Below are 14,292 nucleotides of genomic sequence, written 5' to 3'. Positions count from 1 at the left end.
TGAAGTGAGGAGATAACCAGTGTCTTGGATAACAAATTAATCTGAAGAAGCTGTTTTTTAATGCTAGCTGGGTTGAATTTGCACTGAGAATAGCTTAATCAGAGTTCGGTCAAATAATAGCGTAATAGAGCTTTTGCAGAACAGTCATGTGTCTTCCTAGAGGTAATTAGAAAGTACACGAACATAAACTCATTATTGCAAATAGCTCAGCCTCATAGAGAACAAAAATCCATTAGCAAAGCGTTATTTGCCTAAGCTGTGCTCCATAATCAGAATGTGTACTATGCTAATAACAATAGTATTGGTTAAAAATTAGCTCATTAACGCATTTTAATTTCGAGCAGACCAGGCTTTTAAAACAGTGCGGCGCCAGATAATATCAATACCAAAGTAACCAATAATAGAAGCGATAGAAGCACATACTAAAGAGCCAAGCAAAAAAGCGGGCCCAATAGTTTCAATACTTTCTAAAAACCAAGCCCAACTTGCTTCAAAAACAAAATGCTGTTCTGGCTGATTTAATAATAAAGTGCCGACTAGGTATGAGCCATAAAAGATAGGGGGCATAGTTAGGGGATTTGTTAACCATACTAACGCAACAGAAATCGGTAAATTAACTCTAAATACAATAGCACCAGCTGCGGCTAAAACCATCTGAAAAGGAACGGGGATGAATGCAAAAAACAGCCCAACAGCAAATGCACCACGAGCGGAGCGTCTATTTAAGTGCCAAAGATTTGCATCTTGTAAAAGGTGCCCAAAAATTCTCAAAGACTTATGATGTCTAATTTTATTTGGATCAGGTAAAAATCTTTGAATCGTTTTTTTAGCCATTTAAAGCAACCATTTACATCAGTGTGGATAAGTCTTGGGTTTATAATTGGCTGTATCGCAACCGTATTTTATTACCAAACTCTCGAATTTACAGTACTCACAATTTCAATAGTTATTGTGAGTGTTTATTTTAAGCCGTTTTTAAATGTATTGTTAGGCTTTATTTGCGCTATTTGTTGTATTGCAGTGCATTTTTATACTTTTTATAATTTTGAGATCCCAAAAGCGGACGAAAAGTATGCACATTCTGCTGAGTTGATTATCGAAAGTATAATTTCAAGTAAACAGCCGCAATATATAAAAGCAAAAATTATAAAATTCAATGATGACAGCTACGCTCACTTTAGAGCCCCAAGCGCTATGTTGAGTGTAAACTCAAGTCAAACCTTACTAATTGGTGACACTTTTAGTGCCTCAATTAATTTAAAGCCTTTTCGTAGTACAAAGAACTTTCATGTTTTCGATAACGAGCGCTACGCTTTTACACAGCGCATATTTTTTAAAGGGAAAGTACTAAATAAAGAGTTAGTGATCACAAATAACGAAAAACAAAGTACGATTATAAATTACAGGAAACTTATAAAGGGTGTTTATAGTAATACAACTCTACAATGGTTGTATTATGCGCTATTGACTGGCGACAAATCGTTAATGGATTTTAGTGATAAGCAATTAATGCAATCTCTAGGATTGAGTCATTTATTGGCGATATCAGGATTACACATAGGCTTAATATTTGGTTTTGGTTATCTAGCTGTACGCAGCTTATTTAAACATATCAAATACGTTAGTGACCAAACGAAAAACCTTTCTGTTATTTACAGTGCAGTAGGCTTCTTTGCTGCATTTATTTATGTTTATCTAAGTGATTTTTTAGTGTCAGCTACACGTGCGTTAATTATGCTCGGGTGCTATTTAGTACTCTATTATTTAGCAAAACAGCCATTGCGTTGGCGCAGTATTTTATTTGCTCTTGTTATTTTGCTTATAATAAATCCTTTTAATGTATTAAACGCAGGGCTGTATTTGTCATTTACCGCCGTGGCTATTATATTTTTAGTCGTGCGTAAAATACCGATTTCAAATACATCCTTTTTCTATAAAATAGCATCGCTAGGGCTGGTACAGCTGGCCTTGTTTTTAGGTTTGTTACCACTTTCGCTATACTTTTTCCATGGTGTTAGTTTGGCAGGTTTAGTGCTTAACTTAATTGCTATTCCACTTCTTTCCTTAATTGTTATGCCCAGTTTAATTATTATCACACTTCTTAGTAGTGTGTTTGATATGGGTATTTTCATCACTTTTTTTGATGCCTGCTTAAGTTATGTATTTCAGTTATTAACAAAAATCCCCGTCTTTATTCGTTGGCTAAATATAGGAAATACGGATTCTATTTTTGTTGTTTTTTATTATATTACTTTTTTAATTTTTTATTTGGTTCCGTATAAGTGGTTAACATGTATTCCATTTAGTGTACTGTTATTTAATTACCTAGTTGCTGAAAAGCCAAAATGGCAATTACATGTTTTTGATGTAGGGCATGGCTTGATGGTACTGATAGAAAAAGATAAACAAGCGTTAATTTATGACTTTGGCCCTAGTTATTTTAATCGTTTTAGCCGTGCTCGTAGTATTTTATTACCTTATATTGAAGCTAATAAACTGCTTGTTTCTATAGCTGTTTTAAGTCACGAAGATAGCGATCACGCTGGTGGTGTTGAGCACTTTGTGCAAGCGGGGTATGAGTCTACCTTTGCTACTTTTCACCCACATAATTTACAAGATATATGTAAAGTTGCGAAGAGAGATTTCTTTGGTCTTAAAATAGAGAGCTTTAAAACAACAAACTTTAAAAATGAAAATGATGATTCATGCGTTATTAGAGTGTCCGATAAAGTGCACAGTGTTTTATTAACGGGTGATATCTCTAAGCAACGAGAAGCGCAATTACTCCAACAGGGCTATTTTTTAAAAAGTACAGTGATGTTGAGCCCGCATCATGGCAGTGATACATCCTCAAGTGATGCATTTATAAAAGCAGTACACCCACAAATTGTTATTCATTCAAGTGCCTATAAAGGGCAATGGCAATTTCCTAAACAGCAGGTTGTTAAGCGTTATAGCAAAATAAATGCAACTCAATATGTTACAGGACAGCAAGGACAAATCAGTGTCAAATTTTACAATGAGTATGCACAGGTAAAAACGGCAAGAGAGTATGAAAGTTACTGGTTTATCAAAAATTGACGTTTTGTTTTAGTGCACCTAAGGATACAATAGGGGCTGTAATTGTATAAAGAGAGTGTTATGGATCAAAGTACTACGCAAATTTATAAACGGTTAATTTCTTACGTTGGTGCATATAAGAGCGTTGCCCTTGTTGCTATTATAGGAATGATTGGTTATTCGGCAATGGATGCATTATTCATTCAATTAATGAAGCCGTTTATTGATGAAGGCTTAAACCAGCGCAATAGTGATGTGTTAACGTATGCGCCGTTTGTTGTGATTGCTTTAGTGATTGGTCGTGGCATTTTTAATTTTATGTCGTCATATTGTTTAAGTTATGTAGGCTCCCAAGTCGTACGCTCTCTTCGCCAAGCATTATTTGAACACATATTACATTTACCGGTTTCTTTTCATGATAAAAACTCAACCGGTGATTTAATCTCTAAAATCACCTTTGATACCGAACAAGTTCAACAAGCCATTACAAAAGCGTTATTAATTGTGGTACGTGAAGGGGCGTTTGTTGTATTTTTATTGGGTTTGATGTTTTATACCAATTGGAAGTTATCACTAATATTTTTAGTGATCATCCCATTGGTTGCCATTATTGTTACCGTTGTGTCTAAGCGTTTTCGCCATATTTCTAAAAATATTCAATCGGCGATGGGGCAAGTTACGCGCAGCTCAGAACAAATGTTAAGCGGACACAAGGTAATACATGGTTTTGGTGGGCAAGAGCAAGAAATCAATAAGTTTTCTAAAATTAATAATCACAACCGTCAACAACGAATAAAAATGGATGCAACTAAAGCACTCAGTGTATCTATTATTCAAGTTCTTGCTGCAAGTGCAATGGCCGTTATTTTGTGGGTGGTATCAATGCCCGCAATGATTGACACGATAAGCTCTGGTGATTTTGTGGTTTTGATATCATCGATGATGATGTTACTGCGTCCACTTAAGCAATTAGCTAACGTTAACAGCGACATGCAACGTGGTATCTCGGCAGCGCAAAGTATATTTTTAATCCTTGACGAAAATGTAGAAAAAGACACCGGCATAATCGCAGTCGATAAAGTTAAAGGGTTAATTGAGGTTAAAAATGTAACGTTTAAATACCCAACAAAAGCAGAAGCCGTACTCAACGATTTATCTTTGACTATAAAGGCTGGTGAAAGCATTGCATTAGTAGGTCGCTCAGGCTCGGGGAAGTCAACAATCTCCAATTTGCTGCCACGCTATTATGATTTAGAGCTGCCAAGCGAAATTCTACTCGACGGTATTGCACTAAGTGACTATAAACTTGCTGACTTGCGACGTCAGTTTGCCTTAGTCTCACAACAAGTCGTGTTATTTAACGATACTATCGCGAACAATATTTGCTATGGCATAACGCATGATGTCTCTACTGATGAGTTAATACGCGTAGCAAAACAGGCGCATGTTTGGGAGTTTGTCAAAGATCTTCCTGAGCAATTAAATACCATGGTAGGCGAAAATGGCGTGATGCTTTCAGGCGGCCAGCGACAACGCATTGCCATTGCGAGAGCAATTTTAAAAGATGCACCAATTTTAATTTTAGACGAAGCAACGTCTGCGCTTGACACCGAATCTGAAAAACTGATTCAACAAGCTCTTGAGGCGTTAATGAAAGATAAAACGTCTATTGTCATTGCGCATCGTTTATCAACGATTGAAAATAGCGACCGAATTTACGTTATCGATAATGGACGTGTTATTGAAAGTGGAGATCATGCAAGTTTACTTGCCAATGACGGTACTTACTCTGCACTTTGTAAAATGCAATTTGGCGAGCAAGTGTGAATAAAATAGAGCATAGCTGGTATAAGCCCGTCAGCTTAATTACGCTATTACTTTTACCCTTATCAATACTATTTTGGTTAATTTCGAGCAGTCGAAAGTATTTGTATAAATTAGGGTTTTTAAAACAATTTAAAAGTAAAACGCCAATTATTGTGGTTGGCAATATTAGCGTGGGTGGCAATGGAAAAACACCGTTTGTGTTATGGCTTTTTAACTATTTAACGCAACAAGGTTTATCTGTTGGGATCATTAGCCGTGGTTACGGTGGACATGCTAATAATTACCCTCTGCTTGTTACAGATCAAGTAAGTACGAATGAAGCGGGTGATGAACCGGTACTTTTATATCATCGTTTAAAGTGTCCAATTGCTGTTGGCCCTAATAGGCAGCACAGCATTGAGTTGCTAGAGCGCACATATGCACCAGACGTTATTATTTCAGACGATGGCATGCAGCATTATAAAATGGCACGTAGTATAGAGTGTTGTATTGTTGACAGTGAACGCAAATTCGGTAATGGTTTTTTAATGCCAGCAGGGCCATTACGAGAGACAACAAAGCGTTTAAATAGTGTCGACTTAGTTATTGAAAATGGTGGTCAAAGTAGCAGTCATTATACGTTACAAACCAGTCCATTAAGACGAGTAAGTGGCACAAAACCCGTAAACAGTTTAATTACCAGTGCGCATGCTATCAGCGCGATTGGCAATCCGCAGCGTTTTGAAAACTCACTAGAGGCGCAAGGTATTCGCTTACTATCAACTCATCACTTTAGAGATCATTATGCATACACTGCGAATGATTTTTCTGGGTTTGGTGATGATAACGTAGTCATGACTGAAAAAGATGCGGTAAAGTGCGGTAGTTTTGCAAAACCTAATTGGTATTATTTACCAGTAGATGCAGAGCCTTCCGATGTCGTTATAAACACATTAAATTCATTATTAAAAGAAAAAGGGATCCTCAATGGCCTTTGATACAAAACTACTCGAGATAATTGCGTGCCCAGTGTGTAAGGGTAAATTACGTTTTGATAAAGAAAATAACGAGCTAATTAGCACCGCTGCTAAGCTAGCTTATCCGGTCCAAGATGACATTCCGGTACTGCTTGAAAATGAAGCGCGTGAATTATCTTTAGATGAGGTTGAAAAGTGGAATTCGTAGTTGTAATTCCGGCTCGTTTTGCCTCAACACGACTGCCAGGTAAACCGCTTGCTGACATTTGTGGTAAGCCAATGGTTCAGCATGTTTACGAAAAAGCCTGTTTATCAGGCGCAAGCCAAGTTGTTATTGCAACCGATCATCAAAAAGTATTTGATGCAGTCAGTTTATTTACCAGTGATGTACTAATGACGCGCGAAGATCATCACTCAGGTACTGAGCGTTTAGCTGAGGTCGTTGATTTGCTTGATCTCGATAGCAATACCATTGTGGTTAATGTACAAGGTGATGAGCCGTTACTTGCACCTGAAAATGTATCTCAGGTTGCTGCGCTATTAAACGATTCAACGGCACCAATGGCAACCTTAAGTGTTGCTATTGAAGAGCGAGATGACGTATTTAATCCTAATGCCGTTAAAGTGGTTAGCGATATTGATAAAAATGCGTTGTATTTCTCGCGAGCCAATATTCCATTTGACAGAAGTGCGATGATGGATGATAAAAACAGGCTTGATTTAGCGCCATTTCAACGCCATGTGGGTATTTATGCATACAGAGCAGGTTTTATTAAACAATACACACAGCTCAGTGTATCTCCGCTTGAGTTACTTGAATCGTTAGAGCAATTGCGCGTGCTATATCACGGTTATAAAATTAAAATAGAGCAAGCGCAGATAACGCCGCATTCAGGCGTTGATACACCCGAAGATTTAGCCAAAGTTATAGCGCATATTAAAAGTACAAACGCGTGAGTGAACAAGCAAATACACTGTTAAAAATAGTATTTACACATAACGATTTTTATATTGTAGAAAAACCAGCAGGGCTCAGTTTTCATTCAGAAGATGGACCTGGTTTTGTTGTGTTAGCTGAGCTGCAATTATCGCAAAAACTTTATGCTGTTCATCGCTTAGACAAGGTGACATCAGGGCTGATTATTTTAGCGAGAAACAAAGACGCAGCTGCATGTTTCACTGCACTTTTTACTGAGCATGCAATAAGCAAATTTTATTTAGCTATCAGCGATGCCAAACCTAAAAAAAAGCAAGGTTGGATAAAAGGTGATATGGCCAAATCTCGTCGTGGTTCGTTCAAGCTACTAACAACTAAGCTTAATCCAGCGATCACTCGATTTTATTCTGTGAGTTATAAAACAGGGTTTAGGGCGTATATTTTGAAACCTTATTCAGGTAAAACGCATCAATTAAGGGTGGCGCTAAAGAGCATAGGTTCGGCTATTTTAGGGGATGCAATGTATGCAGGTACGCCATCAAATCGTACCTATTTGCATGCTTATGCACTGAGCTTTTTATGGCAAGGTGAACACATGCAATTTACGTTGTTACCTGAACATGGCGATGAATATATAGCGCTGATAAAACATCAAGATTTTCAAGCATGGCAGTCGCCATGGCAACTGGATTGGTAAATGAACGAAAAAGTTACAGATATACGTTTTGGCGGAATTAAACGTTTATATGGTCATCAGCAATTTGATTGGCTTCAACAAGCACATTTTTGTGTCGTCGGTATTGGTGGTGTAGGGAGCTGGGCTGCTGAAGCCCTTGCGCGTACAGGTGTTGGTAAAATAACACTCATTGATTTAGATGATATCTGCGCGACCAATGTAAACAGGCAAATTCATGCGCTTAGCGGCACGATAGGCCAAGCTAAAGTGGATGCAATGAAAGCGCGTTGTGAGTTAATAAACCCAGCATGCCAGATTGATGTAATAGATGACTTTATTACAATCGATAATATTCAATCGCATATTCAAGGTTTTGACTACGTTATTGATTGCATTGATGCGGTTAAAGAAAAGGCAGCATTAATTGCGCACTGCAAACGTAATAAACTGCCTATTATTACAACGGGTGGCGCAGGTGGGCAAACCGACCCTAGTCAAATAACATTTGGTGATGTGGCTAAAACCACGCAAGACCCTCTACTTGCAAAAGTTCGTTATATTTTACGCAAGCAGTATAATTTTAGTAATAACCCTAAGCGTAAATTTAATATCGATTGTGTTTATTCAACAGAGCAGCTTGTATACCCTGGCAGTAACGGTAGTGTATGCCATGCAAAGCAAAGTGCTGATGGCTCGATGAATATGGATTGCAATAATGGTTTCGGCTCTGTCACTATGATCACTGGAAGCTTTGGGTTTTTTGTTGCCGCCAAAGCAGTGAGAAAATATTTAGATAAGCGTGCACGTTTAAACATTTAAATACAGACTGCTTATTATATTGTTATAAAAAGCGCCTAACGCGCTTTTTGTTTGGCTAACGTTTGTATTTTTTCGACCATGGCTTTTACCCCATTGCCGCGAGAAGCGCTTAAGTGGCTAATTAAGCCTAGTTTTTCAAATTCTTCATACGCGTTGATATTTATTACTTGCTCTGGGGTTAAACCGTTATACAGTGCTAAAATTAATGCTAATAAGCCTTTAACAATACGTGTGTCTGAGTCACCTATGACCACTAATGCGTTCTCAGTTAAATCAAACTCTACAAACATCCACACTTTACTTTCGCACCCAGGTACGAGTGCGTCATCTGTCTTTAACGCATCAGGTAACAGCGGTAATTTTTTACCAAGTAGCATTATTTCACGGTATTTTTGCTGCCACGCAGACGCATTTTTTATCGGATCAGTTACTAGGTTAAACGTATTTATCATTAGCCATCCAAAATTAATCTAAAAGTGCGATAGATTCGCGCAGTGCTTTGATGAATTGATCTACATCATCATGATTATTATAAAATGCGAAACTTGCTCTGAGGGTGCCACTAAGCCCTAAATGAGCCATTAAAGGCTGTGTACAATGATGCCCAGCTCTTACTGCAACACCATAACCGTCAAGTAAAGTTGCCAAATCATATGGATGCTCATCTTTATAATTAAAGCACAATGTACCTATATTATTATTTAAGTCGCTATACAGTGTAATACCCTCAATATTACTTAATTTGCTTGCGGCGTAATTAAATATATTTTGCTCATGTTTAAGGATTTGATCATGATTAAATTGAGTTAGGTAGCTAAGTGCAGCACCAAATCCGAGTACTCCCGCTATATTTGGGGTGCCTGATTCGAACTTGGCGGGAGCATCACGATACGTACTGTGCGTGAGTGTAACGGTTTGGATCATTTCCCCACCGGTTTGATAGGGGAGTAGGGTATTTAAAAGCTCATAACGACCATATAAGCCGCCTAACCCTGTTGGTCCTAACATTTTGTGAGCCGAAAAAACGTAAAAGTCGCAGTTAAGCGTTTTTAAATCAGGTCTTAAATGCATCGAACCTTGCGCGCCATCAACCAAAACAACTGACCCCATTGCTTTTGCGCAAGTAATTAACGCATTTAAATTAGTAATATTACCAAGCGTGTTAGATGCCTGTGTAATAGCAACGAGCTTAGGTTTATTTTTCTCAATAAATCCACAGCACAGAGGAATATTAAAAGTACCGTCGCTATTTAATGGCATAACAGCGAGCCTTGCCCCTGTTTGCTGCGTTAAAACTTGCCATGGGACAATATTTGCGTGGTGATCAAGTGGGGTTATTACTATTGTATCGTTTTCGCTTATTTGGCTTTTTAGTCCATTTGCGACAAGGTTGATTGCCTCAGTGGCCCCTTTGGTCCAGACAATTTCATTGTTTTTTACACCAAAGTAATCAGCTGTTTGGTTTCGCACATTTTCATACAATACAGTAGCGTTTTCACTCAATGAATGGCGGCCTCGGTGTACATTTGCATTTTTGTGTGTGTAAAAATCGGCTGTTGTGTCGATAACGCTTTGCGGCTTTTGTGTTGTAGCCCCTGAGTCTAAATAAACAAGCGGACAGCCGTTTATAGTTTGATTTAAGGTAGGGAAGTCTCGTCGAATTTTATTTATATCAAACTCTAAAACAGTCATTAGCTTCATCAACGTTGTAATTTAAGGCGAGAATTGTAATCACTTTATTATTATTCTCAAGTAACAAATAATAAAAAAGGCCGCAAAAGCGGCCTTTTAAAGTATTCATACACGATTAAAGCGTATTAGCGCTTATCAGTTGATACATAGTCACGTGCTGTGTAACCAGTATAAAGCTGACGTGGACGACTGATCTTATGACCTGGTTGAGATAGCATTTCATCCCAGTGAGTGATCCAACCAACTGTACGTGCCATTGCAAAAATTACAGTGAACATGCTTGTTGGGATACCAATCGCTTTTAAGATAATACCTGAGTAGAAATCAACGTTAGGGTAAAGTTTCTTCTCTACAAAGTATGGGTCTTCAAGTGCAATTTGCTCAAGCTTCATTGCAATATCAAGTAATGGATCTTGAATATTAAGCTCAGCTAGTACTTCGTGACACGTTTGACGCATTACTGTTGCACGTGGATCGAAGTTTTTGTAAACACGGTGTCCAAAGCCCATCAGACGGAAAGGGTCCGCTTTATCTTTAGCTTTAGCAACGAATTCATCAATGCGATCTACAGAGCCAATTTCTTCTAACATGTTTAAACATGCTTCGTTAGCGCCGCCATGTGCAGGACCCCAAAGAGATGCAATACCAGCAGCAATACACGCATACGGGTTAGCACCAGAAGAACCAGCAAGACGAACGGTAGACGTAGACGCATTTTGCTCGTGATCAGCATGAAGCATGAATATTTTATCCATCGCTTTAGCTGTTACTGGGTTAACTTTATACTCTTCAGCAGGAACAGAGAACATCATATGTAAGAAGTTTTCTGCATAGCTTAAATCATTACGTGGGTAAACAAATGGTTGGCCAATGTTTGTTTTGTAAGCCATAGCAGCAATAGTCGGTAATTTAGCAACTAATTTAACAGCACTGGTTTTACGTTGTTCAGCATCAGTAATATCAAGGTCTTCATGATAGAAAGAGGATAACGCACCCACTACACCACAAAGCATCGCCATTGGGTGAGCATCAAAGCGGAAGCCTTGGAAGAAATTAGCAATTTTCTCATCAAGCATAGTGCTGCGAGTAATTTGCTTAGCGAATGCATCATACTGCTCTTTAGATGGTAACTCACCATTTAGTAACAAATAGCAAAGTTCAATGTAGTTAGATTCTTCAGCTAATTGCTCAATTGGGTAACCACGGTGAAGCAAAATGCCTTTGCCACCATCAATATAAGTAATTGCAGATTCACAAGAGCCAGTCGACATGAAACCTGGGTCATAAGTAAAGTGACCATGTGCACCTAACGTACGTACGTCGATTACATCTTGGCCAGCAGTGCCTTGATAAATTGGAAGTTCGATTGGATCTAGCCCATCAATTTGGACTGTGGCTTTTTTATCTGCCATCGCTATGTATCTCCTATTAAGATATCTATTCTGATTTTTAGATTTTAAAGTTCTGAAATCTGTTTTAAGCACATCTTTGCATTTTAACGTGAAAGAGGGGGTTAAAGTCAATTTTTATAAACATTATGCACATTTGTATAATAAATATTCTATATCAATTAAATATAATACTATTGGCTAATTCGCAAACATCTCTAAATAAACAAGAATTGTAAAAAGTCCTGTGGGTATATATACTAACGGTGGTTTTAAACCGTATTGTATTTAGGTAAACATAGTTTTACAGTTTAATTTTTACGCTATTGTGAACTTTAACTGATTCTATACGTTTACTTTGATAGTTCCATCAGTAATATTTGATGGGTTTTTAGAAAAGCAAGTAGATGAGCTCCACTGCGAGCAAGATGGGCAAGTAACTGTGAAAAAGCAAAGACCTGTAAATCTAGATCTAACAACTATATCGATGCCGGCAACGGCTAAAGCGTCAATATTTCACCGCGTCACCGGTGTTGCATTATTTTTTGCTTTAACGTTTGTCATTTGGGCTTGGTCAGAGTCTCTCTCTTCAGCTGAAAGTTTTGAATTCGTCAAGGGTCTGTTTAACGGATTCATTGCCAAATTTATAGCTTGGGGCACTGTTTCTGTATTAGGTTATCACCTTATTGGTGGTATCCGTCATATGATTATGGATATGGGACATTGGGAAGAACTTGAATCAGGTAACCTCAGCGCTAAAGTTTCAATGGCTCTTGGTGTTGTGTTTGCCGTATTGGCAGGGGTGTGGATATGGTTTTAAATCAAGCAACTCTTAAACGTGATGGTGTACAAGATTTCGTATCTTTACGTACCACGGCATTAATAATCAGCGCGTATGCGATTTTTATTATCGGCTATTTTTTAGCGACGCCAGACGTCACTTTCGAAGCCTGGACAGGCCTCTTCTCTAACCTAGCAATGAAAGGGTTTACATTAATTACCCTTGTTTGCATTATGGTTCATACCCGCATTGGCCTTTGGCAAGTTCTTACAGACTATGTTAAGTGTGCGAAGTTACGTGCTGTTTTAGGTTTTATATTAAACCTAATGGCCGTTGCTTACGTAGCTATTGGTCTAATCGTATTATGGGGTGTTTAAGTGAAATATTCTGTTCGTGAATTTGACGCCGTAGTAATTGGTGCAGGTGGTGCTGGTATGCGCGCCGCTCTAGCAATTACTGAATCTGGCAAAACGTGTGCATTAATATCTAAGGTATTCCCAACACGCTCACACACTGTATCTGCACAAGGTGGTATTACAGTAGCGCTTGGTAATTCACACGAAGACAACTGGGAATGGCATATGTACGATACCGTCAAAGGTTCCGATTTTATCGGTGACCAAGACGCGATCGAATACATGTGTCAAACAGGCCCAGAAGCTATTACTGAATTAGAAAACATGGGTCTACCATTTTCTCGTTTTGAAAATGGCCGTGTTTACCAACGTCCTTTCGGTGGTCAATCGAAAAACTTTGGTGGTGAACAAGCTGCGCGTACAGCCGCTGCAGCTGACCGAACTGGTCATGCTTTATTACACCTTCTTTATCAACAAAACGTAAAAAACAAAACAAATGTATTCTCTGAATGGTATGCACTTGATTTAGTTAAAAACGATAATGGTGATGTAGTAGGGTGTACTGCCATTGAGATTGAAACAGGTGAAATCACTTATTTCAAATCTAAAGCAGTAGTACTTGCTACTGGTGGTGCGGGTCGTATTTTTGCATCAACAACAAATGCTCACATCAATACAGGTGATGGCGTTGGTATGGCAACACGTGCTGGTATTTCTATGCAAGACATGGAAATGTGGCAGTTCCACCCAACGGGTATAGCCGGTGCTGGTACGCTAGTAACAGAAGGTTGTCGTGGTGAAGGCGGTTATCTTTTAAATAAAGATGGCGAGCGCTTCATGGAGCGTTATGCACCAAACGCGAAAGACCTAGCGTCTCGTGATGTGGTTGCACGTTCAATGATGACAGAAATCCGTGAAGGTCGTGGTTGTGATGGTCCTTGGGGTCCGCATCTTAAGCTAAAACTTGACCATTTAGGTGAAGAAACGCTTAATTTACGTCTTCCAGGTGTTTGTGATCTAGCTAAAACATTTGCTCACGTTGATCCTGCTAAAGAGCCAATTCCAGTAATCCCAACGTGTCATTACATGATGGGTGGTGTGCCAACTAACGTAAATGGCCAAGCGCTACAAATCGATGCTCAAGGCAACGAAACAGTGGTTCAAGGTTTATTTGCAGTAGGTGAGATCGCCTGTGTATCTGTACACGGTGCAAACCGCTTAGGTGGTAACTCATTACTTGATTTAGTTGTATTTGGCCGTGCTGCGGGTAACTTCTTAGGCAAATACCTTAATGACGTTGAAATATCTAAAGCCGCGTCAGAGTCTGATTTAGAAACATCACTTGCACGTTACAATCGTTGGGAAAATTCAACGACTGGGCAAGGTGAAGATCCAGTTCAAATCAAAAAAGACTTGCAGCAATGTATGCAGCTTAACTTCTCGGTATTCCGTGAAGGTGATTCAATGGCTACAGGTCTTCAAGAACTTAAAGAAATTCGTGAACGTCTGCAACATGCACGTCTTGATGATAAATCATCAGATTTCAACACGCAGCGCATCGAATGTCTAGAACTTGATAACTTAATGGAAACAGCTTACTCAACTGCAGTAGCTGCAAACTTCCGTACAGAAAGCCGTGGTGCACATTCTCGCTTTGACTTCCCAGATCGTGATGACGAAAACTGGTTATGTCACTCAGTATTCAATCCTTTAACGGATGAAATGAGCAAGCGTGATGTAAACTATGCGCCTAAAACGCGTGAAGCTTTCCCACCTAAAGCACGTGTTTACTAGGAGACA

14 protein-coding genes are annotated in these 14,292 nt (G+C 38.8%); 10 read left to right on the top strand and 4 right to left on the bottom strand.

The annotated features are described in order from the left end of the window. Nucleotides 1-330: 330 nt before the first annotated feature. Complete coding sequence (locus tag PALI_RS07770; protein ID WP_077538049.1) at nucleotides 331-834, bottom strand: DUF2062 domain-containing protein; 504 nt, start codon at nucleotides 832-834, stop codon at nucleotides 331-333. Here PALI_RS07770 and PALI_RS07765 point away from each other — a divergent pair. The 7 genes from PALI_RS07765 to tcdA are packed head-to-tail and all read left to right on the top strand — an operon-like array spanning nucleotide 814 to nucleotide 8,275. Then, nucleotides 814-3,081, top strand: a complete 2,268-nt coding sequence (locus PALI_RS07765; RefSeq protein ID WP_193155482.1) for a DNA internalization-related competence protein ComEC/Rec2 — start codon at nucleotides 814-816, stop codon at nucleotides 3,079-3,081. The genes PALI_RS07770 and PALI_RS07765 overlap by 21 nt on opposite strands. A 60-nt stretch (nucleotides 3,082-3,141) precedes the next feature. Further along, entirely contained in the window at nucleotides 3,142-4,887 is a 1,746-nt protein-coding gene (gene msbA / locus PALI_RS07760) for a lipid A export permease/ATP-binding protein MsbA (RefSeq protein ID WP_193155481.1), read from the top strand. Further along, on the top strand, nucleotides 4,884-5,864 hold the full coding sequence (gene lpxK, locus PALI_RS07755) for a tetraacyldisaccharide 4'-kinase (RefSeq protein ID WP_193155480.1): 981 nt from the start codon (nucleotides 4,884-4,886) through the stop codon (nucleotides 5,862-5,864). Before msbA ends, lpxK begins: the two co-directional genes overlap by 4 nt. After that, nucleotides 5,854-6,051, top strand: coding sequence for a Trm112 family protein (locus tag PALI_RS07750; RefSeq protein ID WP_138584419.1), 198 nt, complete (start codon nucleotides 5,854-5,856; stop codon nucleotides 6,049-6,051). Before lpxK ends, PALI_RS07750 begins: the two co-directional genes overlap by 11 nt. Continuing rightward, nucleotides 6,039-6,800, top strand: coding sequence for a 3-deoxy-manno-octulosonate cytidylyltransferase (kdsB, locus tag PALI_RS07745; RefSeq protein ID WP_193155479.1), 762 nt, complete (start codon nucleotides 6,039-6,041; stop codon nucleotides 6,798-6,800). The genes PALI_RS07750 and kdsB overlap by 13 nt, the downstream gene beginning before the upstream one ends. Next, entirely contained in the window at nucleotides 6,797-7,477 is a 681-nt protein-coding gene (locus tag PALI_RS07740; RefSeq protein WP_193155478.1) for a TIGR01621 family pseudouridine synthase, read from the top strand. The genes kdsB and PALI_RS07740 overlap by 4 nt, the downstream gene beginning before the upstream one ends. Then, nucleotides 7,478-8,275: a tRNA cyclic N6-threonylcarbamoyladenosine(37) synthase TcdA gene (gene tcdA / locus PALI_RS07735; protein WP_193155477.1), complete on the top strand. Its 798-nt coding sequence runs from the start codon at nucleotides 7,478-7,480 to the stop codon at nucleotides 8,273-8,275. It begins immediately after the preceding gene. Nucleotides 8,276-8,310: 35 nt separating this feature from the next. Here tcdA and PALI_RS07730 read toward each other — a convergent pair whose 3' ends face one another. From PALI_RS07730 to PALI_RS07720, 3 genes are all read right to left on the bottom strand, one after another. Beyond that, nucleotides 8,311-8,727 carry a SufE family protein gene (locus PALI_RS07730; protein WP_193155476.1) on the bottom strand — a complete coding sequence of 139 codons (417 nt, stop codon included), beginning with the start codon at nucleotides 8,725-8,727 and terminating at the stop codon, nucleotides 8,311-8,313. A gap of 13 nt (nucleotides 8,728-8,740) precedes the next feature. Further along, entirely contained in the window at nucleotides 8,741-9,967 is a 1,227-nt protein-coding gene (locus PALI_RS07725; RefSeq protein WP_193155475.1) for an aminotransferase class V-fold PLP-dependent enzyme, read from the bottom strand. Nucleotides 9,968-10,092: 125 nt separating this feature from the next. Beyond that, nucleotides 10,093-11,379, bottom strand: a complete 1,287-nt coding sequence (locus PALI_RS07720) for a citrate synthase (RefSeq protein ID WP_077538040.1) — start codon at nucleotides 11,377-11,379, stop codon at nucleotides 10,093-10,095. 418 nt (nucleotides 11,380-11,797) lie between these two features. Here PALI_RS07720 and sdhC point away from each other — a divergent pair, with 418 nt between their 5' ends. The 3 genes from sdhC to sdhA are packed head-to-tail and all read left to right on the top strand — an operon-like array spanning nucleotide 11,798 to nucleotide 14,286. Next, a complete protein-coding gene (gene sdhC / locus PALI_RS07715) occupies nucleotides 11,798-12,175 on the top strand; it encodes a succinate dehydrogenase, cytochrome b556 subunit (RefSeq protein ID WP_076914908.1) in 378 nt (125 codons plus the stop codon). After that, nucleotides 12,166-12,513: a succinate dehydrogenase, hydrophobic membrane anchor protein gene (sdhD, locus tag PALI_RS07710; protein WP_193155474.1), complete on the top strand. Its 348-nt coding sequence runs from the start codon at nucleotides 12,166-12,168 to the stop codon at nucleotides 12,511-12,513. The genes sdhC and sdhD overlap by 10 nt, the downstream gene beginning before the upstream one ends. Beyond that, entirely contained in the window at nucleotides 12,514-14,286 is a 1,773-nt protein-coding gene (gene sdhA / locus PALI_RS07705; RefSeq protein WP_193155473.1) for a succinate dehydrogenase flavoprotein subunit, read from the top strand. Nucleotides 14,287-14,292 lie beyond the last annotated feature (6 nt).

This window comes from Pseudoalteromonas aliena SW19 (genome assembly GCF_014905615.1).
Lineage (GTDB): Bacteria > Pseudomonadota > Gammaproteobacteria > Enterobacterales > Alteromonadaceae > Pseudoalteromonas > Pseudoalteromonas aliena.
This window is presented reverse-complemented; position numbering and strand designations above follow the sequence as displayed.

What these genes read in the sequence shown, in the direction of transcription:
- PALI_RS07770 (WP_077538049.1), bottom strand. Translation starts at nt 834, where the DNA reads ATGGCTAAAAAAACGATTCAAAGATTTTTACCTGATCCAAATAAAATT.
- msbA (WP_193155481.1), top strand. Translation starts at nt 3,142, where the DNA reads ATGGATCAAAGTACTACGCAAATTTATAAACGGTTAATTTCTTACGTT.
- PALI_RS07750 (WP_138584419.1), top strand. Translation starts at nt 5,854, where the DNA reads ATGGCCTTTGATACAAAACTACTCGAGATAATTGCGTGCCCAGTGTGT.
- tcdA (WP_193155477.1), top strand. Translation starts at nt 7,478, where the DNA reads ATGAACGAAAAAGTTACAGATATACGTTTTGGCGGAATTAAACGTTTA.
- PALI_RS07730 (WP_193155476.1), bottom strand. Translation starts at nt 8,727, where the DNA reads ATGATAAATACGTTTAACCTAGTAACTGATCCGATAAAAAATGCGTCT.
- PALI_RS07725 (WP_193155475.1), bottom strand. Translation starts at nt 9,967, where the DNA reads ATGACTGTTTTAGAGTTTGATATAAATAAAATTCGACGAGACTTCCCT.
- PALI_RS07720 (WP_077538040.1), bottom strand. Translation starts at nt 11,379, where the DNA reads ATGGCAGATAAAAAAGCCACAGTCCAAATTGATGGGCTAGATCCAATC.
- sdhD (WP_193155474.1), top strand. Translation starts at nt 12,166, where the DNA reads ATGGTTTTAAATCAAGCAACTCTTAAACGTGATGGTGTACAAGATTTC.